Below are 25131 nucleotides of genomic sequence, written 5' to 3'. Positions count from 1 at the left end.
TTCTAAAAATTGAAAGAAGGTTTCATAATGGGCTTATTATTTGCTATTCTTATTTTTGTCGGAATATTCGCGATATACGATGCCATTCGACGAGTCAACAATAATATTCTGGAACAAACCAGTGAAATCAAGAAGTTACGCGAGGATATAGAGCAAATAAAGAAAAATTCGATTTCCTCCTAAAAGATACTAAACACATATTGCCACAAATCTTGTTCAAATTAGGCTGACTCAACCGTTTTATAGCCGACTTCAGACAAAAATTCTTCGAAAGGCTGTGAAGGTTCCCTTTGTGCTGCATATATAAAGTCATTGGTGGGAACAAAAATTAATATACTTATTATTCAAAATCCAATAAGAACAGTTTTATTCATTACACCGCTCCTATGTCTTGCTTCGACATATTTTCACCAGTTTAATTGGAATTATCAGTGATTCCTAACTAAAATAATTTTAAGCGTATGCATGATGATATTTGCTTTAAATACCTCTTTGTATACCTTTAGTTGAAAATATTCTTTTGATTTAAGATCATCTGTTCTTTCTTTTATTCCACAAAACAAAAACAATCACAATAACAAATAGAATGATCAACCCCATAATAATGATTGAAAGAGGATCAATAATGAAAAAATGGCTGTCTCTTACTTGATAGTTGTTAGTCATGGAAAACCTCCTCAAAACGCTGGTATATGTTAGTAATCTACTTTATTCTTGTAACGAGAATAGCTGATGATTTAGGTGTGATATATATTTCTGTAGCCGTTAAATGGGGGTGATTGATATAAAGGTAATTTTATCCATTTAATCATTGTTTGTCCATAAAAAAAATCAACCCATTAAAGAGCTGACTTTTAAATCTTTAGTTTTTATTCAATTTTAAAATAGCTAAATCATACACTTTAAATAAAAACTTTATTGTAATGAATCCAGCTAAGTTTAAAATAATGATATAAGTTGAAAAATAAATCAAACTTTTGACATCACTTATCACAGGCGGGTTAACAAACGTAATAGCAATTACAAATGCCAAAATAAATATAAAAAAATTACTATCTAAAAGCTTCATAAGTAAACCCTCCTTAGTTATTAATATCATATCATTCCTATATATACCAATTCAATGGTAATTTAACGCCATTTTTTGCCGTTCAAAGCGCCACTTTATTGGCGTGTTTTTGATAATCACGCCAAAAGGCGCCACAAACAACACCATTTTTTTGCCGTTCTACATATTTTTATTTTCAGCTACCTCTTTGCAAAATTCTGTTACATAATTCCAATTTTTTTAAATCCAAAAAGGAAAAACAATTGGAAATATGTTACACTAGAACAAAAACTGGATAATTAGTGATGGGATGACTAGGAGGTTTTAATTTGGCAATTGGATTAGTTGTTGTAGCTTTGGCGTTGGCCGTTTCTGTTGTTTTTATGATAAGTCTAGGTATGTCAAAGAAAACGAAATTGATTATTTGGGGAATCACTATTATGGTCATCATATCCCCATTGTTAGCTTGGGTGGTTTCTATTTTTTATGGCATAAAAGTAGGTGATGGTTTTGCAGCAGCAGGTCTCATGGTCATCTTGTTCCCATTTCTATTTCTCATCGGACTGGTTACACTTCTTGTTGGAGTTTTCAAAAAGAATAATACACATGAGTAAATCTTTAATATCTAAATTAAAAACTTCTCAAAACTTTTGATAACTTTACCTTCGTAATTTCTCTCGTCAAACTGCATATAACCAAGTGCAGTCCAGAAGTTTAAAGCATTTTTATTGGTGGAGTGAACTGCGATATGAATACAGTCTACTTGTTTGGTTTTCATTAATTCCTCATACATCGTATATATTTTTTTGGCAAATCCTAATCCTTGATATTTCTTGTGTACCGCAAGTAAACTTATCCAAGGCTTTTGATGACGGGGGCTTGACATTCCATAATCCAAGATAGCTATATAATCATCCCCCTTCTTTACTAAGTACCTTTCAATCTGCAATGCTGCTGTTTCTTCGTATGTATCTATAATATCTTCATTTCCAAGGACCTGTTTATCATAGGCAATTAAATTGTATTCCCAATTCGAGTTCATAATTTCCTTTTCTATTTCCATCAATTTCAAATCGTTTCTAATGAAAGTAAACATTTTTAATTCTCCTATTCTTTTAGAAAAATGTGCTTATGTTGTGAGCTTAATAGTACCTCATATTTAATTTCTTTGAAGTTTATTTTTGCCCCCTCAGCTTATCACTTTTATGTAAGTGACTCTTTTTTTAGCTTTGATTAGACGAATACCCCACTTCCTTCAATGACAAATTACATACTATAAACTGAAGAAAGGAGAGGTTTTCATGGGATATTACGGAAATGCAGGTTATTATGGTGGTGCAGGTAATTACAATTGTTGTTATAGCGGTTATGGTAATGAGTATAGCATGGGTTACTGCATGGATCATGGCAAGGGGAATAGTTCAACATTCGTGTTAATTGTTATTCTATTTATTCTTCTCATTATTGTTGGCGCAACGTTCATGCAAAAAGAAGATTATTAATAATTAGTATTTAAAAAACTAATTACCATACCCCCTTCTGTCAACGATTCAAGGGTCACATCCAGCCTAGTGGCCCTTGGATTTTTCCTCCTATTATGCAAAAAAGAAAAGCAACCGACTAATTTTAGCTCGGTTGCTCAATGATTATTAAACTATTCTTGAATAGCTGCTTCTAACGCAACAAGCATCATGTCATTGAATGTTGTTTGACGTTCTTCTGATGTTGTTACTTCACCAGTTAGAATGTGGTCACTTACTGTTAGAACAGAAAGTGCTTTACGGCCAAATTTTGCTGCTAATGTGTAAAGAGCTGCTGATTCCATTTCTACTGCTAGTACGCCGTATTGTGCTAATTTTTCATTTTGATGCTCGTCTGAGTAGAACAAATCTGCTGTGAAGATATTCCCAACTTGTAAGTTAAGTCCTGCATCTTTACCTGCGTTGTAAGCTTTTAATAATAGGTCAAAGTCAGCGATTGGTGCGAAGTCAATTGCACCGCCCCAAATGATTTGGTTCATACGTGTATCAGATGTTGCTGCTTGCGCTAAAATCACGTCACGCACTTTCACATCTTTTTGAATTGCACCACAAGTACCTACACGAATTAATTTTTGAACATCATATTCTTGCATTAATTCTGTTACATAGATAGAAATAGATGGCACACCCATACCAGTTCCTTGTACAGAAATACGTTTGCCTTTATACGTACCTGTATAACCAAACATATTACGTACCTCGTTGTAGCAAGTTACATCTTCTAAAAATGTTTCCGCGATGTATTTTGCACGAAGTGGATCTCCTGGAAGTAAAATTGTGTCAGCGATTTCACCTTTTTTTGCATTAATATGAACACTCATACTGCAATCCCTCTTTTCTGTCAGTTATCACTATAAATAATACTGTGTTTCTGACATTTACGCAATGCTAGACGTCTAGCAACTGAAAAATTATTTATAGTTTTCATACAATTATGCCTGTTCCTCATATTGCGTCCACAAAGTATCAAAGGCTTCGATTGTTAGATTTTCCGTAGCATAGGATTCAATGTAGTCAGATAGCTCATTAAAGTCTGTGCTTTGCTTTGGAAAATTATGCTCATGAAACATTTCCTCGGCAAATCGTACCTTAAGGTCCGACCAGTCGCCCCCACGATATGTTAGGACATATAAATAAAAACTTTTTTTCATCACACAATTTCCCCTTTTTTGCATTTACTTTTCGATAGTGTATCAAAAAAAACGGCATTCGTCATAATTTCCACCACTAAGATATATTACCTATTCATGATTTTAGAACTATTTCCTTGGACAATCCTGACTTTTGTCACAGTTGTTTTTATCTGAAAAATTTTAATTTTTAGAAAAAATAATAGAAATATCTAGTAAAATAAGATAAAATTGAAATCGATTACTTAAAAAAATAGGAAGGTGATGGCGATGAAAAAGACTAAAAAAACTCATATTGTAGCAAAAAAACGCCCTTCTCTCTTTATTTTTAGCTTTTTTAAGAAAAAGAAAGCTTCTAAACAAGAGGAATCCGGGATCAATCCCCCTCCTATTAAAGAAAAACGACAACGTTTTTACCATTTAATTCGAGGCAAAGTGCTTATTATGTTCGCACTTCTTATTGTAATTAACGGTGTCATGGGTATATTGTCTTATGTCAATATACAGAAACTTCAGCAGGAGATGGAAGATTTCACTAAGAAAAATGTCTTAGAGCAGTTAACTGTCAACCAACTTGCGTACGAGATAGCAAGACTGACAAATTTGGAACAAAGCTACTTAATTACAGGTAATGGCATTTATTCTACTTCTTATCATTTAAAAATTGATACCATTAATAAAAAATTAACGGCATTAAATGAACAATTTCAGGATCGACAAGTAGAGCTTGGCCATATGCAGGCCATTGAACAATATTATAAAAATTACCTTGATTATTCAAAAAAAGTAATGACCATGCGTGATGAACTTGGTCTTGAGCAAGCCCGTAAGCTTATGATGGGTGCTACTGGAGAAACAATGAAAACGCATATAGATAATAATATTGAATCCATTAATATGGTGATGGATGATTCGAATAAAGCAAAGTTAGACAAGCTTAATCAGCAAGTGAATCTTTCTATTACTACATTCTTTATCGTATCCATTGTAGGCTTTTTAGCTATCATAATTTTTGGTTTTATGTTGTTTAAATCTTTGAAACGTAATACGCAGGCGATTAACGACTCCATTCTTGATATTGCTCAGGCAGGAGGCGATTTGACTAGACGTGTGAAAGTACGAAATCGCGATGAATTTTCTATTATTGCAGCATCTACAAATACGTTAATCGAGTCAATCTCCAATTTAATTCGACGTGTGAGTGAACTGGCTGATCATGTTTCGAGTAGTAGTCAGGAACTAATGTCTTTAGCAGATGAAAATGCTCGTACCATTCAAGATATTGCAGATGCGACAGCTGACATTGCAAGTGATAGTGATAACACGATTTCCAGTATGAATAGTGCGCAACAAAAAATGAGCGACTTAGAACATTCTATGCATCAATTAAACGAACAAGCCAGTGCCGTACATCGTGCCTCTGTAGCCATGCAGCAAGCAGCCGATGAAGGAAGCCGTTCTGTGGAACAATCTTCGCTCGTCATGCAATCCATCGAAGAAACAATGGCCTCCACTACCTCAACGGTAGAGGCATTAGGTCGTAAATCTGCTGACATTACATCGATAATTGGTACGATTACAGCCATTTCCGAGCAAACAAATCTACTAGCTTTAAATGCAGCCATTGAAGCGGCCCGCGCTGGTGAACATGGACGAGGCTTTGCGGTTGTAGCGGATGAGGTTCGTAAACTAGCAGAGCAATCTCAAAGTGCTGCGAAGGAAGTAACAGCCATTGTGACATCTATTCAAGAAGAAGTCACATCCATCATTGCCCAAAATCATGAAGGAGTCACTACTGTCATCCGAGGCGTTGAAGTGACCAATGAAACCAACCAATCCTTGGCCAACATTTTAGCCCATACACAAGAAACAACAACGATTATTGCAGCTATGGTAGATAAAATTACGACAACACTGGACTTTAGCAATGCCGTAGCAAGTGACTTCATTCACGTCAATGCCTATGCAGAACAATCCGCGGCCAACACCGTGACATCCGCCGCTGCAGCCACACAGGGCTCCGCTTCCATGCAGGAAATCAACGCAGCAGCCACTGAACTTGCCCAACAAGCAGACAGCCTGCGTAATCTAGTGAGTGAGTTTAAAGTTTGAGTTTTTTCTAGAGGTTATTGCAAATTTATGGGGGATCCTTTAATTGGAGGGATTCCTTTTTTTGTGGGGAAACCTTGGGGCTATCCGTCAGCTCGTTTTATCCCTCAGTTTTTGGGTTTTATCCGTCACTTTTAGATCTCTATCCGTCACTGTTCACTTTCTATCCACCACTAAGGGGAAAACCTAAAAAAAAACCCTAGCAAGATTGCTCTTGCTAGGATTCTTTATTTAAATAATGATAGAAAGTTGCCGTACCCTTCTTTTTCTAAATCTTCTTTTGCTACGAAGCGCAGGGATGCTGAGTTAATGCAGTAGCGTAAGCCTCCCAATTCACTTGGGCCGTCTGGGAAGACATGTCCTAAATGGGAATCCGCTTCTTTGCTGCGTACCTCTACCCGACGCATACCGTGGGTTGTATCGAAGTGTTCTGTCACTTCTTCTTTTTGGATAGGCTTGGCAAATGCTGGCCAGCCACAGCCAGAGTTGTATTTATCCAGAGAGCTGAATAATGGTTTCCCAGAGACTATATCTACATAGATGCCCTCTTCAAAATGCTCATCGTATTCATTGCGGAATGGTGGCTCTGTGCCATTTTCCTGAGTCACATAATATTGTAAGTCTGTTAATTCTTTTAAACGTTGTTCTTTATTCATGTTTGTTCCCCCAGTGATGCTCTTGATACGCTCGGCGACCACTGCCAATCGAATAGCGTTCATAGTGCATTGGATTTTTCTTATAATAATATTGGTGATAGTCTTCAGCCGGGTAAAACGTGCTGGCTGGTAGGATTTTCACCATTATTGGTTTATCAAATTTTCCAGAGGCTTCTAAATCCGCCTTTGATTGTTCTGCTATCTGACGTTGTTCTTCATTATGATAATAAATGGCCGTTGTGTAGGATTCCCCTCGATCATAAAACTGGCCACCTGCATCTGTTGGGTCTATCAGGGTCCAATAGATCGACAGTAATTGCTCATAACTATAAAGGTCATCCTCAAATACGATTTGTACGGCTTCTACATGGCCAGTTGTTTCCGAACAAACTTGCTCATAGGTTGGATTGACAACATGTCCTCCTGTATAGCCTGATAGCACCGATTGAATGCCAGGTGTTTCGTCAAAGGGCTTGACCATACACCAAAAACAGCCTCCCGCAAATGTTGCATATTGCTTTGTCATTCATTTCACTCCTTATTCACCTGGAACAATAATTTCTAATAAAATTTTGTCATTTGGTAAGTCCAATTCTTTGGCACGGACGCGTGATCCAGATGCAATGTTAATGCGCGATAAATCAATATAGATTTCTGCTTTATTCGGATTCACGGTAATCCATGATGGGAATTCCACCGAATCCCGCATAATTTTCATGGTCGTCTCCGGTGGAATGTTTAATAACCCTACATTCATACCTGTCTGCTTTAAGATAATATTGCCCTTGTCATCCACAATGGGTTCAAAATTCATGGAAATCGGGATTTCCGTATAAAACACCGTGAGTTTACTTCGTAATTGAATATCATCACCGATTGTAAAATCAAGCGGTAAAGGTGAGCCCTTCGCTGCATCCTTTAAATACTTTTTCGATATCGATTCTAATTCCTTTGTTGTGGTTTGCACAACGAGTACATTCCCTTTGCTTTCACTTTCACCTGCTGAACTCTTCGCAACATTAACTCCATCTACTGGTCTAGTTGCTAAAAAAACGACGAGGAGGATTGCAAAAAGTACTGTGCCCGCTAAGGCGAAAAACGCGACTTTCCATTTATTCATTTTGTCACTCCTCGAAGCCTATTGCCTTGTTAATCTTTTCTTCCATACCACATTGCTCCATTGCTGCTAGTATACGCTCTGTCATTTTGTCATATCCTTTTGCATTCGGGTGGAAAAAATCTGTATGATAGACGAGCTCTTCATTTGAATCAAACAAATCTTCCACTGATACATAGCAAGCATTTGAATCTTCACTCGCTACTTCTTCAATTACATTATTCCATTCTGTGATAATCGTATCAAATTCATTCGCCTCATTGGTCACGATAGAAAATGGATTATAGAAACCAATGAGTAAGATGGGCACTGTCGGATTTTTAGCGCGAATCCCTGCAATGATTTTGCTGTAACGTTTTTTATAAGTTAGCAGTTCTTTATCAAATGCGTCACGCTTCAAATTAAACAAATCCTGTCTAACAACCTTCATGACATCATTGCCACCCATTGTTAAAGAAATGAGCTGTGCTTTCTGCAACTCTTCATCATAATGCCCTTTTTTCACTAATTTTAGTAGTTGATCACTACGTCTGCCTCGTTTGCCACGATTATCAACATCTACCTCAGAAATCGAGGGCCACGTATGCAATGAATCTGCTAATCTTCCTACATAACCGTCTTGACTATATTCATCACCGACACCATCTGTTAATGAATCTCCCAGTGCCAAGTAATGCAGTTGCTTTGCATTTTCTTCATCAATTTGCGATAAATCGTCTGCTGCTGGCTCAAAAAAATGTTCAAAAATTTGCGTCAACATATTCTTGGAGGTTTTTTCCTCTTCTATTGTTTGTTGCTCATCCTGCGTCATCTCTTGCTCCGTTCCTACTTGCTCACCGTCAGGCTCTGCTTGAGGATTCGGTTCATCGATTGATATTGCACAACCACTTAGTACTAAGACGGTCAAACATGACAACAAAAATCGCCAAATGTCCATTTGACCACCTTCCATCCCTTTCTGTTACTTCTATTATAGAATAGTTCATACCCCAATGAAAAGTGACTTACCCTCAGTTCACCATAATTTTGTGCTCTTACCAAATTTCCTCACTTCGCTATGGTGGCAAACCGATCAAATCGGATGTGAATCCACTCGATAATACTGCCCATATGATTATAAATCGTGTAAAAACGCTCAAACATCCAGCCAAAGCGATCGACATGCAAAAGATTCCACTCTATATTGTTTTCTAAAATAAAAAAGCCACTACATTTACTTATGTAGTAGCTCCTCACTATTATTCTGCAAAATAAATAAATCCGATGGCACCAGGTCCTGTATGTGTCGAGATAATCGGAGATGTGAAGGCAATTTCTACCTCATCAAAACCAGTACCTTCGATTAACTCTTTTAATGGGTTGCCCATCGTGATGAGGCCATCTGCATGAGAAATTCCAACGGCTTTGACTGTTTTCCCAGCCGTATCTGCTTGGAATTGTTTAAATAGGTAATTGACTACCTGTTTATGGCTACGTACTTTAGAAACAGGATTGTAAACGCCACCTTCTAAGTTAGCAATGACTTTGATGTTGAGCAATGAACCGATAAAGCCAGTTCCTTTACCAATTCGACCACCTTTAATTAAATTTTCGAGTGTATCTACAATCACATACAAATGTGTGTTTTCACGTACTTTGTCCAGGCGTGCAACGATGTCCTCGACCGTTGCTCCTGCATCACGCATTTTAATAGCCTCACGTAGCTGGATAGCTAACCCAATAGCAATAAAGCGCGAGTCAATCACTGTCACATCAGCGTCAGTCATTTGAGCAGCTTGTCGTGCTGACTCCACTGTACCACTCATGCCACCTGTCATATGGATCGAGATAATTTGATCGCCATCTTTGCCCAGCTCATCATATAATTCCTTAAATTTCCCCGGGGCAGGCTGTGAACTTTTCGGTAAATTTTTGGCAGTTTTCATTAAGCCTAAAAAAGGTTGCGGGTCTAAGTCCACACCATCTATATATGTTTCACCATCAATTTGAATTGTTAAAGGCACGATATGTATACCATGCTGTGCTACTTCTTCTTTTGTTAAATCACAAGTTGAGTCAGTTACTATATGAATTCGTCCCACTTCGACACATCCTTTTACTTCATTAAAATTTATTATATAGACTAATGAATCATTATGTAAACATGACATTTGTCATTAGGCAAAACCTTGACCTATCTGGATTGTAAACGCTACCTTTGATACTATAGCGTTTCCTTTACCTCTTGTCTATCAATGCCCCTAAAAGAATATGACAGCCTTATGACATTTTTGATATGAAATATATGACAAATGTAAATGTTCATGTATAAATTATTGGGGTATAGTAAATGTATGAACGAAAGGAGTGTTTTAAATGATTGATTCATTTGATTATAAATCTTGGAAGGAAGAGCTGTGGAATGCCATTACACACGGTATTGGTTTTATTGTAAGTATTCCAGCATTGGTTGTTTTACTACTAACAGCTGTACAAACAGGAAATGCCCTACATATTACTACTTTTAGTATTTTTGGTGCCTCTGTCATCATCCTGTTTTTAATGTCTACATTGCTACACAGTATGCCAGAAAAATATAAACACTTTTTCGCTATTTTGGACCACTCGTCCATTTATATTTTAATTGCCGGTACGTATACGCCGTTTTTATTAATTGCCGTAGGTGGCTCTTTAGGCATTACTTTATTAAGTATTATTTGGTCACTCGCAGTACTAGGGGTTCTGTTTAAATGTTTCTTCATCAATCGCTTTGAAGTACTATCTTTAATATTTTATATTGGCATGGGCTGGTTAATTATTTTTGCTATTAAGCCTGTTTATCTATACTTAGGATTTTACGGTTTTGCTTTACTACTAGCAGGAGGGTTGTTCTATACGATTGGAGCCATCTTTTATGCGTGGCGCTCTCTCCCTTATAACCATGCAATATGGCATCTTTTTGTGTTAGCTGGCTGTGCCTCCATGTACGCTTGTGTATACTTCTATTTATAAAAAAATCGCTCCCTTTTTGGGGAGCGATTTCCTAATTTATTTTAGTCATTTCATTAGTTCTTTCCTTAATAATTGAATCGCATGGATTACCGCTCGCTCATTTTCATCAAGATTCAATTTATTTTTCGCATGAAGTAATACTGGCCTTAAGGATTCAACGGAACGCCCAAATTCATTCATCCACTCATAGCGAGGAACCATCCAAGTATGGAAATGGTGTGTAGTATCTTCATTGTAAAAGTAATAAACATAATCAATACCCAATACTTCCCTTTGAGCTTTTCTGATTCTTGTTAGGAGTTGGATGTAGTCCATCTTTTCTTCATTGTTTAATTCGTCAAAGCAATGAATATGACGTTTGGAAGCTAGTATAATTAAACCTTTTATTGGATATGCAACATCTTGATGTGCGTGAAAAAAATCAGTTTCTGTGACGATGCCTCCGGCAGGTTCTATCTGTCTACTTGTGATCGCACAGCTCAAACAATCAACATTTACAGTTTCTCCGCTTGATAAACTTATTTTTCGCATCTTATCCTCCTAAACGAAAAATAAGCACAGTCCCTAAAACCGTACTTATTCTTCATGCTATTTTCGTTCAAAAATTTGATATTGGAAAGTATAGCCTTCTGATGCTGTTTCAGGCTGTTCTGCAGAAACCTCTACAAAATCCTCTTCATAGCTTGGGAAATATGTATCTCCCTGAAAAGAATGATTGATTTTTGTAATGTATAAGCGATCTGCCATTTCCATGGATAAACGGAAAATTTGCTCACCACCAATAATCATGATTTCTGGAACATCCCCAGCTAATGCTAATGCTCCCTCTAAACTTGTCACTGTTTCAATGCCCTCTGCACGATAATTTTCATCCCGTGTAATGACAATATTGCGACGTCCTGGGAGTGGTCGACCAATGGATTCAAACGTTTTTCGTCCCATAATCATTGGCTTGCTCATTGTTTTATTTTTGAAATACTGCAAATCTCCTGGTAAATGCCACGGCATTCCGTTATTATAACCAATTACATGGTTGTCATCATGAGCCACAATTAAAGAAATCATACTGTCCCTCCAAATACTTTCTTCCCTTTTATTATAAACACAATTCGTTGATTTCACCTCATTTATGAAAGAATTTTCTTTTTCTAAAATTAAATCCTAGTAAAATTATATGAATAGTTTATAATATAAGTAACAAACGTCACGATAAAGGAATGATGAGGATGACTACTTTAAGAAAAGAAGCTGTTCATTATATTCAAGCTCAACATGTTGCTACACCTTACTATCAAGTCACACCACAGGAAGCTCGTGCCATGCGTGCGGTTACGCAATGGCAGTCACCGCAGCAACCAAAACTAGCGTCGATTAAGGATCAAAAAATCACCGTGCGTGATGGTGCCCAAATTACACTTCGTCTATATACACCGATCTTTGACCAACCATTACCTGTCATTGTTTATTACCATGGCGGTGGCTGGGTATATGGCAATTTAGAGTCTGTTGATGCAGGTTGTCAGCTATTAGCAAATCAAGCACAAGCCATTGTCGTTTCAGTGGATTATCGTTTGGCCCCAGAATATCCTTTTCCGATCCCATTGCATGATGCCTACGATAGCTTAGTATGGGTGCATGACCATATTGAAGCATTTGGTGGTGATGCTACTCGGTTGACAGTTGCTGGGGACAGTGCTGGCGGTAATTTAGCAACTGTAGTGGCCTATTTAGCTACTACTTCAGGTGGACCGAATTTGCAAGCTCAAGTACTCATTTATCCCGTTACCAATGTGGATTTTACGACGGTTTCCTATCAGGCTTATGGTGAAAATTTCGGCTTAGATAAACAAGGTATGCAGTGGTTTTCTCAACACTATACAGACGAATCAAACTATATAAACCCGTTCGTCTCTCCCTTACATCTTAAGGATGTAAGTCATATGCCTAAAACCATAATCATTGCGGCTGAGGCAGATGTTCTCTTTGACGAAGGTTTAAGCTATGCCCACAAGCTGACGACTGCTGGGGTAGCTGTGGAGCATATTACAATGTCTGGTTTAATCCATAGCTACTTTAGTAAGATGAATTATTTTGAAGATGCGACAATCGAAACGGTGGCAATAATTGCTGAATTCCTGAAATAAGTTTGGCTATCCCATTCAAACAGTGCGATAATAAAGCAAAACGTTTTTTAAAGGATGACAACATGACAAATACAATTGCACTACAACTAAAACAGCCTTTTGCTGATCAATTAAAAAAAGGCTATCCACTAATTGCAAAAGATGCCGTTGATGTACGACAACTGCCTTCTCAGCAAGGGACACTACTCAAGCTGATGGATCATCATAACCGTTTTATTGGTACAGGTTACTACGGTATTCAAAATAAAGGGATTGGCTGGATGCTAACGACTGATGTAAATGAAACTATCGATAAAGATTTTTTCATTAAAAAGTTCAAAAAAGCAATACAGCTTCGTGAAGCATTCTTCCAGGATGAAAATACAACTGCTTTCCGTGTTTTCAATGGCGAGGGCGATGGCATCGGTGGTCTAACTATCGACTTTTTTAATGGCTACTATATGGTGAGCTGGTATAGCGAAGGCATTTACTCATTAAAAGAAGTTGTTTATGAGGCGCTAGCTGAAACCGTCAACTACCAAGCCATTTATGAGAAAAAACGATTTGATAGTAAAGGGCAATATATTGAACAGGATGATTTTGTCATGGGTACCCCAGGCGAATTTCCGATCATGGTGAAGGAAAATGGAATGACATACGCAGTCCATTTAAACGATGGTGCCATGACAGGAATTTTTCTTGATCAACGAGAAGTGCGATTGGCTATCCGTGAGCGCTATGCGAACAAAACAAATATGCTCAATACATTTTCCTATACAGGCGCATTTTCTGTAGCAGCCGCACTTGGAGGAGCCCTAAAAACAACGAGTGTCGATGTAGCGAAGCGAAGTCTAGCTAAAACGATTGAGCAATTTAGTGTCAATCAAATTGATTACGAAGCGCAGGATATTAAAGTAATGGACGTTTTTCACTATTTTAAATATGCACAGCGTCACGAATTGAAATTTGATCTTGTTGTGTTAGATCCACCAAGCTTTGCCCGTACAAAGCAAATGACGTTCTCCACAGCGAAGGACTACCCTAAATTACTGAAGGATACTATTGCGATTACAGCAAAAAATGGTGTGATTGTTGCTTCTACAAACAATGCAAGCTTTGGCATGAAAAAGTTTAAGAGTTTTATCGACCAAGCATTTAAAGAGACGCATACACGCTATAAAATAGTAGAAGAATATGGTTTGCCAAAGGATTTCCGTGTGCCGCGAGAATACCCTGAATTTAATTATTTGAAGGTCGTTTTCATTCAAAAAATCGACTAACTGATTTAGAATCACACGTTGCTGTGATTCTTTTTTATGTAAAAAAAATGGTCTAAGAAGTTCTTTCACTTCTTAAACCATCTGGATTTTTATAGATATTCTACAAACCAATCTCTTATATATTCGAGGCGATTAATTCTTAACGTTGGTTTTCCGCTTCTTGACAGTTCATGATTCGATTCAGGGAAGCGGACAAATTTCGTTTCTTTTTTGCGATACTTCAAGGCGATAAATAATTGCTCCGCCTGTTCAATCGGACAACGATAGTCTTTTTCACCATGTAAAATCAACAATGGTGTCTCCACATTGTCTACATACTTCAATGGTGAATGGTGCCATAGCTTCTCTATATCATCGAGCCCCGCTTGAATTTGCCAGTCTGTAAAGTAATAACCAATATCACTAACTCCAGCAAAGCTAATCCAGTTCGAAATCGAACGTTGCGTAACAGCCGCTTTAAAGCGATTCGTATGGCCTACAATCCAGTTCGTCATAAAGCCACCATAGCTCCCACCTGTCACACCAAGTCTGTCTTGATCAATGTAATCATAGTGCTCTAAAGCATAATCCACAGCGGCCATGAGGTCTTGATAATCATTGCCACCATAATCACCACGCACTGCGTCTACAAACTTTTGACCATAGCCATGACTGCCGCGCGGGTTTGTATAGAGAACTGCAAAACCTTGAGCAGCAAGGATTTGGAATTCATTAAAATAAGTATTGCCATACATCGCATGCGGACCACCATGGATTTCAAGAACAAGAGGATACTTCTTCCCTTCTTCATAGCCAACCGGCTTCATGATCCAGCCGTTTACCTTCCAGCCTTCTGCTCCTTCAAATTCAATACTTTCTGGAACAGACAATACTCTCGTCTTTAAAAATTCTTCATTGATTGTCGTCAGCTGTTCTTTTTCACCCGTCTTTAAGTTGACGTAATATAAATCACCCGGATTTGTTGTCGTACTAATAGCTACAACCGCTTGATCATTTTGTGAATCAAGTGAGAAACCATAGACATACTGATCATCGTGAATAGCAGGATATATTTCGCCATCTACATTACCGAAGTAAATCCCCGCATTGCCGTGATCTGTTACTTGGAAGTAGAAGCTATGATTATCGTTCATCCACTGTACACGTGGTGCAGCCACACTTTGGAGGAAATCACCGATGACATAATCACCTACAGGCGCATCAAATTCACTTGTTACACAGTTAAGCACACTTTGTTCCATGTCATAGATCCATAGTTTCGCTTGTGTGGCATTTTCAAATTCACGTTTTCCTCCTACGAAAGATAGGAAGCGGCTATTGGGAGACCAGGATGTTTGGTAATACGCGCCAGTCCCTTCCGTTATCTTGCGACTCTGTTTTGTTTCTATATCTAATAAGTAGATATCAACATTAAAAGAAAAATCTAAATCCTCAGCTTTATCTGCTAAGTACGTAAGGTATTTGCCATTCGGCGACCATGTACCCAGAAGGAAATGCTCTTTTCCTTCTGTCACTTGCTCTAACTCTCCGGATTTCAAATCGACGATGGCAATATGGGTAAACTGGTCCATATCAGCAAATCCACCCGCATCCGATTTATGTTTCATCTTCTCGATTTCTAGTGGTTTTAGTTCCTTCTCTTCTTTCTTATCATCAGCTTTATCTAGGATTGTTTCATCTTTACCTAACATGACCGAAAAGGCAATTTTCTCTCCACATGGAGACCAAACGGGTGTTGACGCACCATTTTTACAATGCGTTACTTGTTTCGCCTCTCCCCCTGCTTTTGAAAGTACAAAAATTTGTGGCTTACCAGCTCTTGTAGACGAAAACGCAATTTGACTACCATCTGGCGACCACACTGGAGAGTTTGTTCGATGTTCACCATATGTCCATTGCTGAGAACGTTTATCTTTCAAATTTATATAAAATAAATTAGATATATAGTCTTTTTTCTTCTCGTCAATATATGTTTCGACATAGACTACCTCAGTACCGTCAGGTGATAGTTTTGGATCTGCTACTGATTTTAAGTGATAAAGATCTTCTGGTTGAATCCCTTGTTTCGATGTCATTTACTTGCTCCTTTGTTTTGAATTTTCACTTTCTTATACCAATACTTCGACACCCTAAGTATTATTCCTGCTAATCTATCAATTTTTTTACTTGTTCCCAATCATCATTGGATTTTGTTCTGCGATAAAATTTATAAAAAGGCTCATTTGATCGAGCTTGTTCCTGATAGAGACGAATGATTTGCAGCAAAAAACCTTCAATATGGTGGACGCCTACTCGTTTTGCAAATAAAGTGCCAGCCTGTGCCTTCGCCCCCATTGGAATGGCACCTAGGTAAACATCAAAGCTCTCGTGTTGATAGACAAGGCCAATATCATCAAAGGTAGGATTATAACAAGCGGATGCACAGCCATTCACATTGACTCGTACTCTTGCAGGTACGGTTATACCGTCCAAAGCGTGATAGAGCTGTTCTGTTTGAGGGACTGCCTCCATTTTTTCACCATCACAAAAATCACATGCTTTCATGGCAATGTGAGATGATCCTGATGGAGCTACAAACAAGCCAGCCTCCTGAAGGGCATGCATAGCCTCTGTCAGTTCACTAGATGGGATCGATAATAAAATGCTATAGGAAGCTGAATATTTAATGGCTCCTTTCTCCCCCACAATCTCCGCTATTTTTTGAAATTGGGTTGGTGTGTAATGCTTATTGATAATGCCAGGGCTGACCGCTAGTCGTGTAAATTCGCCTTGGTGGTTGAGGGTTTCAAACGTTTTATCGGGTATGTTTTTATGAAATGCATTCATGGGAATCGCTCCTTATGAAAAAGGAGCTAGCAAATCGCTAGCTCGAATTTTTTAAAAGTTTTCTGGGTAGAAGCCCTTGGCTAAAATTTGAATAGCCTCTGCCGCACGTACTCCTTCAGACGCTGCAGAAAGTGGTAGGATCACAAAGCGATCATTTTTGACTGCTTCCATTTCCTTCAATGCTGGATCTTTTTTCAAGAATTGTATCTTTTGTTCGGCAGTTGTTTCCCCGTAATCAATTACGACAACAACCTCGGGATTACGATCTACTGCATCTTCCTTCGACACGGTTGTCCATCCAGATTCCACATCCCCAAAGATATTTTGACCACCGGCGATCGTCACTAGCTCATTCATAAAGTTTTGACCAGCCGTAAATACATCTTTATCACCACTGTCAAAGACTAATACACGTAAATTTTCACTGTCTTTTGGTAATTTAGCTTGAACTTCCCCTACATCTTTTGTCATTTTCTCAATTAATGCTTCGCCACGATCTTCCACGCGGAAAATCTTCGCGATATGACGAATATCAGTGAAAATATCCTCTAATGTTGGCTTTGTCATATTGGATGCCGTATGTAAATACGTATGAATTCCTAATTCTTCTAGCTCTTCTGGTGTCCCAACGCCCTTTTCACCAAATCCACTTTTCCAACCTGCATATAAGAAATCTGCCTCGGCATCAATCACCTGCTCCTTCGTTGGATATTGATCTGAAAGCACAGGGACTTTATCGTAAGCTGCTTGAAGCGGCTCATAGATTTTGTCATCTAAATAAGCTGTCCCTACCATTGAATCCTCTAAGCCTAACGCCAGCATAATTTCTGTCACATGCTGATTTAAGCTGATTGCTTTCTTAGGTGCTTCCTTGTATGTTTGGGTTGTTCCATTATTTTCAATTGTCACTTCAGTTGTTGCAGCCTCAGAAGGATCAACTTTTTCAACTTGCGTTGCTGAATCGGTCTTGTCCTTTGCGTTACATGCTCCTAATACTGCGATTAAGGCGATGACCATCATCAGCCACATACTTTTCCATTTTTTCATGTCCTTTTCTCCTTTGTTAGATAAATATAGAAAGAAATCAGAGACTTCCTTGCTACTGAATTTTGAAGAGGGTTATCCATTTATCGCTGGATCTGTATCCGTAGGCCAGCAGCTTGATCTTTATTCAAATGAACATAAAAAAACCCTCTTGTCGCCAAGAGAGTAGCATAGTGAAATAATGGTATGGTCACCTTTATCACTATCCCCATCCTCGTGGTTCTTAGTTACACATACATATTGGCAGGTATCCTGGCTTAGGTTCATCATCTATACGCCTTCCCATAGTAAACTACAGTGGCATGCTGTATAGACTCTCCATTTACAGTTGCGGGACAGCATCGGATTTGCACCGATTTCCCTTTTAAGCAAATGACAAATGCCATTTGCACCAATATGTTTTATTCATTCTATTGATAGACTAGCAGATGATTCATTAAATCGTAATCAGTAGCGAATACGAAATCTATAATCATCATTATATTAGCACTATTTCGACAAAAAGACGAATCATTTTACAAGAAATAGTTGTGCTAGTATTCTGATACAATGAGAAGATAGTCACCTATAGAAACGAGGATTTATTATGTACAAGACGATTGGGGTTCTTGCTCATGTCGATGCAGGGAAAACAACCTTTTCTGAGCAAGTGCTTTATCATACAAATAGTATTCAAGCGCGTGGCCGTGTCGATCATCAGGATGCCTATTTAGATAACCATGAGCTGGAGCGCAAGCGGGGCATTACGATATTTGCCGAGCAAGGTCGCATGTTTATTGATGACGATACATATACGTTGATTGATACACCAGGGCATGTCGATTTCTCCCCAGAAATGGAGCGTGCCATTCGTGTCATGGATTATGCCATTATTATTATCAGTGCCGTAGAAGGTATACAAGGTCATACTGAAACGGTATGGCAGCTTTTACGAAAATACCATGTCCCTACCTTCTTTTTTGTTAATAAAATAGACCGCGAAGGCGCAGATGTGGAGGCTGTTATAACTCTGCTCCATAAAGATTGCTCGGAACATGTTTTATTCATAGATGAACCACTGCAGGAAAACTATGTTTCTAGCAGAATCATGGAATGGCTGGCAGAGCGTGATGAAGAACTGCTAAATGCCTTTCTGAATGAATCATTGGAACCTGAAGAGTGCCTGACTCAACTACAGGCAATGATTCAAAATGAAAGTGCCTTCCCTTGCTTTACAGGCTCTGCCTTAAAGGATGAAGGCATTCAGGAATTCCTTGCTCAGCTCCCGCTCTTAACAGGTACCCATTTTGATCAGGATGCACCATTTCAAGGAGAGGTCTTTAAAATCCGCCATGATGGGCATCAGCGTTTAACATTCATCAAGGCTATAACAGGCAAGTTACATGTAAGGGATGAGTTTACCTTTGGGGATCACACTGAAAAAATAACAGAAATTCGACTTTATAATGGCAGCCGATTTGAGACTGTTAAGCAGGTTGAGGCTGGAGAAATCTTTGCTGTTAAGGGGCTAAGTCAGGCAAACATCGGAGATCGAATTGGCTGTAACAAGTTATCAGAACCCTATGAACTTGTCCCTACATTACAGGCGAAAGTTCAATATGAAGGGGATCAGCATATCAAAGAGGTATTAAAGATTTTCCATCTGTTAGAAGCCGAGGAACCTTCCTTACGTGTCGTTTGGCAGGAAAAATTCCAGGAAATCCATGTGCATATTATGGGCGTGATACAGTTGGAAGTCCTTGTTGAAGTATTGATGAAGCGTTTTGCATTAAACGTTTCTTTTGGAGAGCCGAAAATATTATATATGGAAACGATTGCGACGACAGTCACAGGCTATGGACATTTTGAGCCACTCAAGCATTATGCGGAAGTCCATTTATTAATGGAGCCGAATGCACGTGGAGCAGGCATTACATTTAGCAATGCTTGTCATGCAGACGATTTATCGTTAGGTAACCAACGCCTCGTAGAAAAGCACTTGTTTGAACGTGATCATCATGGATTACTCACAGGCTTTGCAGTAACAGATGTTCATTTTACGCTCTTAACTGGACGTGGACACAATGAACATACATCTGGTGGTGATTTCCGAGAAGCATCCTTCCGAGCATTGCGCCAAGGGCTGGAACAAGCACAGAATGTCCTACTTGAACCCTATTATCGCTTTAAAATGAAGGCTTCAAATGACTTTATCGGCCGCATGATGACTGACATTCAACAAGCTGCCGGCACATTCGACGATCCTGTACTAACCGAAACGGACGTCGTGTTAACAGGAAGAGCACCTGTTGCGACCTTCATGAGCTATAGCACGACATTTGCCGCCTATACTAATGGCAAAGGCGCACTTACACTCCAATTTGATGGCTATGATGTATGCCACAATGCAGACGAAGTCATTGCGCAGATTGGCTACGATAAAAATGCCGACCCTGAATATAGTTCTTCCAGTATTTTTTGTGCAAAAGGCAAAGGCTATTCTGTCCCTTGGCAAGAAGCACAAGCAGCCATGCACTGCCTGGAGTAACTGATGTATTTGCTTTGCAGGTGTGATTGCTTGAGTAAGGGAGATGCGGCTTGCATTTTAGTTGAGCGCGAGTGGAGGCTCCTTTCTAGCGTAATTCCTTGCCTACTTCATTAGAATGAAAACAAGCCCTCCGTTTCGGAGGGCTTGGATTTTATAGTGCACCCACAGCTTTCTTTGAGGGCTTGTGCACCTGATAGGCAGGTTCTACCATAACATAGCTATGCGTATTGCTGAAGTCTATTAATACTTTACCAGGCTGACTTTTTAAAATTTGTAGATGATCAATCAAATTTAACAAAAGCTCGTGGCCGTTTCCACGCGGATGCCAGTTATAGTGATAATCATTTAGTTCTTGAACAGCTTGCATAAATTGCTTATATTCCTGCTGCGCAAAAGCAATGAGTTTATCTTGATGAGGAATTGGCTTTAAATCATCGATATATGTTTCATAAAAACGCATGACGATCGTGCATAACAAATCATTAACCCGTGCTGCGCTTAAAACGGGCTTCGGCTCTTGTGAAAGACGATCAAGATTAGGTTTTGCTCGTGTTGAATCAATGCGTGTAATTAAGTGGTACGGCTCGCCATTCACCTCATAGACAATAGGATTCGTCGGCATATACATCATAAAGCTATTCGTCTTCGTTTTGAGTTGATCAGTTAACGTTGCCTTAGCAAAAAGATGGCCGTCCACATCCCCATTTTGTATCCAAATAATCTCTTTATTAAATAAAATTTGCTCGAAAAAGCGATCGTTGCGAACCAACTTCGTTGCTAATAATTGATCAATCAAAGATTCAACCACCATTCTTGTTTTCGCTTTCTTAGCAACTTCTGTGCGTGGCAGCTTACAAATTGTCATATCTACAAAAGGCGTTTCCTGTGTTGTCGTTGCATGAATATTCATCCTATGTGCATCCCCTTTTCGTACATATTTTCAAAACAAAAAGGACTTCCTTCAATATTTGAGGAAGTCCTTCGCTTTATTGTGATTCATCACACAATGCCAAACAAACCCTAAGTAAATGTGAACGAGCCCGAAAATGAACCCTTTCATGAACTATGGGCGTTTGACGTACTGTGACGAACAGAGCATTCTGTTTTGTCAACATGCCACCTCCTATTCCTCGTAGGTTTATGGTGTGTACTCGTAACTAGGCAGGTATCCTGACTCATGATCATTGCTTCTTTCTCCTTCCCATCGTTTGACAGTGGTATCTGAAAGTCGCTCACATTTACAGTTGCGGGACAGTGTCGGATTCGCACCGACTTCCCTTTTAAGCAAATTGCACGCAATTTACACCTATTACTACACGCTATTCAGTTGTTATAGGAATCTAGTGTACTCCACATTCCTATTAGATTATTAATCTCAATTGTAAAGTAGTGTATTTCTAAAGTCAAATATCTCAATATTTTCCAATTTATCATTATTTGCCTTCTATTCGTTTTAATAGAAAGGCAAGCAACGCTGCTTTAATCAGTTGTTCTTTCATCATTCCACACCTCTCAACAGGAACGTTCGTTTGCATTATTTTAGAGCAAATGTCTGTACTTTAGCAATAATAGAAATATAAAAAGTCCAGACTCAAAATTAATTGAGTACCTGGACTTGGGTGTTTTAACTTTTTTTATTTACTTTGTAATCTGAAATAAAGAAAACGAGTGAAAGTACTAGTAAAATAACTGGAAGGAAAAAGAATCCTGCATCATACTTGATTGAATGTTCCATTTTTAACCCAAACAAATAGATGAATAATGTAAATGAAAAACATAATGATATTGTTCCTGCTATACTTATCATTCAAAGCCTCCTTTTCATATTATCTTTTTTCCAATATATTAATATGTAAATATCAATATAAACAGAAGTGGTTATATGAATCAAATTAATGCTAATTATAAACATTCTTATTATTCGTTCAGTTAGGATTACTAATTTCAAATAAACTTTCTCTTCAATTTCGGGGAATTATTGTTTACTAAAGTGCTAATTTTCTTAGAATAATTTCAAACTGTAGAATTGTCCTTCATAATTAACAACTTCATAATACGTTGTTAAGTCTAAATCAGTTAAAAGGAAAGAATCTTTTGCGACTAAATAATTATGAATCGATAAAGAGGCTTTATAATAATCTTTAAAAGTCTCTTCGTTTAAATTGTTTTTATACTCTGAAAGTATATGTTCATATTCTTCAATAGTTTTCAATTGACTGATGAATTCATAATCTTTTTTAGCATATTTATTTTCTAAGTTATCTTCTAAAATTGCTTTCACATCACTTGTATATGCTAATAAATCGGCATATTTCTCAGGTGGTAACATTGGTTTGACGGTTATATTCCATATATCTTCTGAATGAAGAGCGTATTTGTCTTTTAATTGTGTCGGAATCATTTTTTTATATTCTATGAACTCCTTCACATCTTCTTCGGAAATATCAAAAGTATTCACGATAGCAATTTCCAATCGTAAAATATTTTCTTTTTCAGCATCCATTATTTTGATGATTTCATTTAACAATTCTTTGTAACGAGTCAAATCTTTTTCTGCAGGTTCTGCTTTAAGCATAAGACCGTATCCGCCATCTTTAAAAACTTTAGGTTCTAATTCAATTAGCTCTAATTTCTTCTCGTTTAATTGAATCGCAGCGTCCTTTAAAGAAGCCTGATAATTTTGCAATATTTCTTCATCAATCGTGCTTAGATTGCTTAAGTGTTGATAAATTTGTTTCTTTTTTTGTGTACGCTCTTCTTCTGTTAATACTTTAGCATTTTCAAAGACTGTCGTGTTTTCAAAATTGTAACTCCCGTATCTTTTGTAATCCCAAACAAAATCAAGCAAACTGTTTCTTAAATTACTTAATTCCACGACTTCCTGATTTGTAACTGTTTCCTGAGAAAGTTCGGATTGTGTATCGGTTAACTCTTTCCCATCTTTTTTTTCGGTATCTGAACACCCTACAAGTAATGCAGCTCCTAAGCCACTTAATATTAAAAATTTGCTTTTGAATTTCATAATCGTACCCCTCTTAAATATTTAACGAAAAATGTTTCTTCTTTCACTAGCATATCCTTTAGTAAAATAACTAGTATTGTATAAATTTTCTATGTATTTCTAGACCACCTAAAAAGAAATATAGTAAAATCATTGCTGCATAGCTTTTTTTGGAAGTTTGTTGTTTTATTTTCATCAACAATCATAAATAAATCGATTAAGAAAATGTTAACATCTTAAAACCCCAAGATTAATGCTGAAATAAGGAACTTTTTTATTCACTTGCTACTCCCCTATGTAATAAAACCTTTTCTTCTTTCACTAACCTGATTCGTTAGAAAAAAACATCCTCACTTGCTGGGGAAATGCCACCGTTCCAATTTCATTCTATAGAATACTTTACCTATCAAATCTTAACAATGTATTACCTTATTTTATATATGTAATTTTTTCCTCTTTTAACTAAACTCCACCGTAGTTGAAGAGCAACAATTTTTTCTTTCTAAAACAGCCAAAATAAAAAAGGTCTCTCGTAGTCATCTTTCTGCTTCTTCGTATAGGTCATGTTTAAACTCTGCTGTAATCTACGTCTACTACTTCTAAGAAACTCTCTCGAATAATGTTCGCTCATATGCTCATATTGACGTTCTAGTTCGCAAGTCTACGTACTATAACTCCCGAATTAAAACTGTTTTTGCCACGTTTATAAAAGCAAATGGAGACGGTATTCTTCCTTAATATTTATACCTGATCTTAATTCCCATTTCGGACACCTTTATTCAAATAATATTATGGAATAATAATCCTGTTTACCATGTTATGAAAAGAACGATAAAATACTATATTGTCAGCTTTTAAAATAGCTATAGGTAAATATTCAATAGATATACATAGGAAGTGAAAAATTGTATTATACAGTACTCTCAATTGGATTATTGCTTGTTCTCTCGCAAGCTTTATTATTAATTTTTATGTATCAAGACAAAGAATTGCTATCTTTTGATGGATTTAAGTCTCTTTTTGGTTTTTTAATAGGTGTATTAATTTTAGCGGTGACTCTACCTAGTCTAAAATCTAATATTCTAAAAGATTATGATGTTATTAGTGGGAATTGTACGATCGAAGTTGATTCATTCGGACGTTCTGCATCAGCAACTTTTGAAATGGTCGAAACTGGTGAACAATATGACTTTTATGATATCCCTGAACTGGATGCTTATGGTAGATCAATTCCTTACTATTGTAAGGTGACCGTTACAAAAGATCATACCTTTAATATAGGTTATGAAATTTATGATGCTAATTCACGAAAATTAATATTAAAAAAAAACTAGTGACGACCGCAACCGACTCTTGTTTTTTTGATTAATGTTAGGAATAACAGACAGCTCAATTACAACAAAAAAAGCCTCGCAATAAGCGGGCTTTGAAAGTGTTTTGCAAATATCACTACAAGCCTAAAACATACTGTGCTAAAACACTTTGTACTTTATAATTATTTGTTGCCTTATTGAAGTTTTTTTGAATTGGTATTTGACTACCAGACACCCATATTTTTAGCTCTGCATCCAAATCAAAAGTCCCAGCTGTTTCCACTGAAAAATGCACGATATTTTTATAGGGAGAGGAAATCGAAAGCAGGCGTCGTTAAGCCAAATACGTCAACAGCAACGCTATTCAGCGATTCAAGAATTATATCGAGAGGAAAAACTTTCGATTCTTTTACTATGTGAAATAG

Annotated in this window: 25 protein-coding genes, 1 pseudogene and 2 riboswitches; of the genes and pseudogenes, 8 read left to right on the top strand and 18 right to left on the bottom strand. The window is 37.6% G+C overall.

Going from position 1 to position 25131, the window contains the following annotated elements; genetic code table 11:
* Positions 1–862: 862 nt before the first annotated feature.
* A complete protein-coding gene (locus AO843_RS14725) occupies positions 863–1069 on the bottom strand; it encodes a hypothetical protein (RefSeq protein WP_054611851.1) in 207 nt (68 codons plus the stop codon).
* Between the two features lie 308 nt (positions 1070–1377).
* Here AO843_RS14725 and AO843_RS14720 point away from each other — a divergent pair, with 308 nt between their 5' ends.
* Positions 1378–1662, top strand: a complete 285-nt coding sequence (locus AO843_RS14720) for a hypothetical protein (RefSeq protein ID WP_054611850.1) — start codon at positions 1378–1380, stop codon at positions 1660–1662.
* An 11-nt stretch (positions 1663–1673) separates the two neighbouring features.
* Here AO843_RS14720 and AO843_RS14715 read toward each other — a convergent pair whose 3' ends face one another.
* Positions 1674–2144, bottom strand: coding sequence for a GNAT family N-acetyltransferase (locus tag AO843_RS14715; RefSeq protein ID WP_054611849.1), 471 nt, complete (start codon positions 2142–2144; stop codon positions 1674–1676).
* Between the two features lie 205 nt (positions 2145–2349).
* Between AO843_RS14715 and AO843_RS25600 the strand changes: the two genes are divergently transcribed.
* A complete protein-coding gene (locus AO843_RS25600) occupies positions 2350–2550 on the top strand; it encodes a YjcZ family sporulation protein (protein WP_054611848.1) in 201 nt (66 codons plus the stop codon).
* 152 nt (positions 2551–2702) lie between these two features.
* On the opposite strand, the gene deoD is transcribed toward AO843_RS25600, so the two are convergent.
* Together deoD and AO843_RS14700 are read right to left on the bottom strand one after the other, a co-directional pair.
* The gene (gene deoD, locus AO843_RS14705) at positions 2703–3410 is read right to left on the bottom strand and encodes a purine-nucleoside phosphorylase (RefSeq protein WP_054611847.1); all 708 of its coding nucleotides are present in this window, start codon (positions 3408–3410) and stop codon (positions 2703–2705) included.
* Positions 3411–3521: 111 nt separating this feature from the next.
* On the bottom strand, positions 3522–3740 hold the full coding sequence (locus AO843_RS14700) for a YozE family protein (protein ID WP_054611846.1): 219 nt from the start codon (positions 3738–3740) through the stop codon (positions 3522–3524).
* A gap of 249 nt (positions 3741–3989) precedes the next feature.
* On the opposite strand from AO843_RS14700, the gene AO843_RS14695 reads away from it, so the two are divergent.
* Entirely contained in the window at positions 3990–5831 is a 1842-nt protein-coding gene (locus AO843_RS14695) for a methyl-accepting chemotaxis protein (RefSeq protein ID WP_054611845.1), read from the top strand.
* 224 nt (positions 5832–6055) lie between these two features.
* Here the strand turns inward: AO843_RS14695 and msrB are convergent, their stop codons facing one another.
* From msrB to AO843_RS14670, 5 genes are all read right to left on the bottom strand, one after another.
* Positions 6056–6484: a peptide-methionine (R)-S-oxide reductase MsrB gene (msrB, locus tag AO843_RS14690; RefSeq protein WP_054611844.1), complete on the bottom strand. Its 429-nt coding sequence runs from the start codon at positions 6482–6484 to the stop codon at positions 6056–6058.
* Positions 6477–7010: a peptide-methionine (S)-S-oxide reductase MsrA gene (gene msrA, locus AO843_RS14685; protein WP_054611843.1), complete on the bottom strand. Its 534-nt coding sequence runs from the start codon at positions 7008–7010 to the stop codon at positions 6477–6479. The genes msrB and msrA overlap by 8 nt, the downstream gene beginning before the upstream one ends.
* Positions 7011–7022: 12 nt before the next feature.
* Entirely contained in the window at positions 7023–7604 is a 582-nt protein-coding gene (locus tag AO843_RS14680; protein ID WP_054611842.1) for a YpmS family protein, read from the bottom strand.
* A 4-nt stretch (positions 7605–7608) separates the two neighbouring features.
* Complete coding sequence (locus AO843_RS14675; protein ID WP_231630158.1) at positions 7609–8538, bottom strand: GDSL-type esterase/lipase family protein; 930 nt, start codon at positions 8536–8538, stop codon at positions 7609–7611.
* 301 nt (positions 8539–8839) lie between these two features.
* Positions 8840–9682, bottom strand: a complete 843-nt coding sequence (locus AO843_RS14670; protein WP_054611840.1) for a DegV family protein — start codon at positions 9680–9682, stop codon at positions 8840–8842.
* A gap of 274 nt (positions 9683–9956) precedes the next feature.
* Here AO843_RS14670 and AO843_RS14665 point away from each other — a divergent pair, with 274 nt between their 5' ends.
* Positions 9957–10592: a PAQR family membrane homeostasis protein TrhA gene (locus AO843_RS14665; RefSeq protein WP_054611839.1), complete on the top strand. Its 636-nt coding sequence runs from the start codon at positions 9957–9959 to the stop codon at positions 10590–10592.
* 45 nt (positions 10593–10637) lie between these two features.
* Here AO843_RS14665 and AO843_RS14660 read toward each other — a convergent pair whose 3' ends face one another.
* Positions 10638–11123, bottom strand: coding sequence for an HIT family protein (locus AO843_RS14660; RefSeq protein WP_054611838.1), 486 nt, complete (start codon positions 11121–11123; stop codon positions 10638–10640).
* A 57-nt stretch (positions 11124–11180) separates the two neighbouring features.
* Positions 11181–11657: a dihydrofolate reductase gene (locus AO843_RS14655; RefSeq protein WP_054611837.1), complete on the bottom strand. Its 477-nt coding sequence runs from the start codon at positions 11655–11657 to the stop codon at positions 11181–11183.
* A gap of 161 nt (positions 11658–11818) precedes the next feature.
* Here AO843_RS14655 and AO843_RS14650 point away from each other — a divergent pair, with 161 nt between their 5' ends.
* Together AO843_RS14650 and AO843_RS14645 are read left to right on the top strand one after the other, a co-directional pair.
* Complete coding sequence (locus tag AO843_RS14650) at positions 11819–12736, top strand: alpha/beta hydrolase (RefSeq protein ID WP_054611836.1); 918 nt, start codon at positions 11819–11821, stop codon at positions 12734–12736.
* A gap of 62 nt (positions 12737–12798) precedes the next feature.
* Positions 12799–13995 carry a class I SAM-dependent rRNA methyltransferase gene (locus AO843_RS14645; RefSeq protein WP_054611835.1) on the top strand — a complete coding sequence of 399 codons (1197 nt, stop codon included), beginning with the start codon at positions 12799–12801 and terminating at the stop codon, positions 13993–13995.
* A gap of 89 nt (positions 13996–14084) precedes the next feature.
* On the opposite strand, the gene AO843_RS14640 is transcribed toward AO843_RS14645, so the two are convergent.
* The 3 genes from AO843_RS14640 to AO843_RS14630 form a co-directional block, all read right to left on the bottom strand.
* Positions 14085–16070: a S9 family peptidase gene (locus AO843_RS14640; RefSeq protein WP_054611834.1), complete on the bottom strand. Its 1986-nt coding sequence runs from the start codon at positions 16068–16070 to the stop codon at positions 14085–14087.
* A 70-nt stretch (positions 16071–16140) separates the two neighbouring features.
* Positions 16141–16821 (bottom strand): precorrin-3B methylase, encoded by a 681-nt coding sequence (locus tag AO843_RS14635; RefSeq protein WP_054611833.1) that lies wholly within the window; start codon positions 16819–16821, stop codon positions 16141–16143.
* 51 nt (positions 16822–16872) lie between these two features.
* Positions 16873–17868 carry an ABC transporter substrate-binding protein gene (locus AO843_RS14630; RefSeq protein WP_054611832.1) on the bottom strand — a complete coding sequence of 332 codons (996 nt, stop codon included), beginning with the start codon at positions 17866–17868 and terminating at the stop codon, positions 16873–16875.
* A 221-nt stretch (positions 17869–18089) separates the two neighbouring features.
* Positions 18090–18276: riboswitch (cobalamin riboswitch) on the bottom strand.
* 175 nt (positions 18277–18451) lie between these two features.
* Between AO843_RS14630 and AO843_RS14625 the strand changes: the two genes are divergently transcribed.
* Positions 18452–20392 (top strand): elongation factor G, encoded by a 1941-nt coding sequence (locus AO843_RS14625; RefSeq protein WP_054611831.1) that lies wholly within the window; start codon positions 18452–18454, stop codon positions 20390–20392.
* 151 nt (positions 20393–20543) lie between these two features.
* Here the strand turns inward: AO843_RS14625 and AO843_RS14620 are convergent, their stop codons facing one another.
* The 3 genes from AO843_RS14620 to AO843_RS14610 form a co-directional block, all read right to left on the bottom strand.
* Positions 20544–21302 carry a hypothetical protein gene (locus AO843_RS14620; RefSeq protein ID WP_054611830.1) on the bottom strand — a complete coding sequence of 253 codons (759 nt, stop codon included), beginning with the start codon at positions 21300–21302 and terminating at the stop codon, positions 20544–20546.
* A gap of 232 nt (positions 21303–21534) precedes the next feature.
* A riboswitch (cobalamin riboswitch) is annotated at positions 21535–21717 on the bottom strand.
* Positions 21718–22016: 299 nt separating this feature from the next.
* Positions 22017–22199 carry a hypothetical protein gene (locus AO843_RS14615; RefSeq protein ID WP_054611829.1) on the bottom strand — a complete coding sequence of 61 codons (183 nt, stop codon included), beginning with the start codon at positions 22197–22199 and terminating at the stop codon, positions 22017–22019.
* Positions 22200–22394: 195 nt separating this feature from the next.
* Complete coding sequence (locus AO843_RS14610; RefSeq protein ID WP_054611828.1) at positions 22395–23414, bottom strand: hypothetical protein; 1020 nt, start codon at positions 23412–23414, stop codon at positions 22395–22397.
* An 884-nt stretch (positions 23415–24298) separates the two neighbouring features.
* On the opposite strand from AO843_RS14610, the gene AO843_RS14605 reads away from it, so the two are divergent.
* Positions 24299–24727 carry a hypothetical protein gene (locus tag AO843_RS14605; RefSeq protein WP_054611827.1) on the top strand — a complete coding sequence of 143 codons (429 nt, stop codon included), beginning with the start codon at positions 24299–24301 and terminating at the stop codon, positions 24725–24727.
* A gap of 115 nt (positions 24728–24842) precedes the next feature.
* On the opposite strand, the pseudogene AO843_RS24560 reads toward AO843_RS14605, so the two are convergent.
* A pseudogene (locus tag AO843_RS24560) lies at positions 24843–25022 on the bottom strand (PH domain-containing protein); the annotation flags it as partial.
* Between the last annotated feature and the right edge of the window lie 109 nt (positions 25023–25131).

Origin of the sequence: Lysinibacillus sp. ZYM-1 (assembly GCF_001308875.1) — a bacterium.
Taxonomy (GTDB): Bacteria; Bacillota; Bacilli; order Bacillales_A; family Planococcaceae; genus Lysinibacillus.
This window is presented reverse-complemented; position numbering and strand designations above follow the sequence as displayed.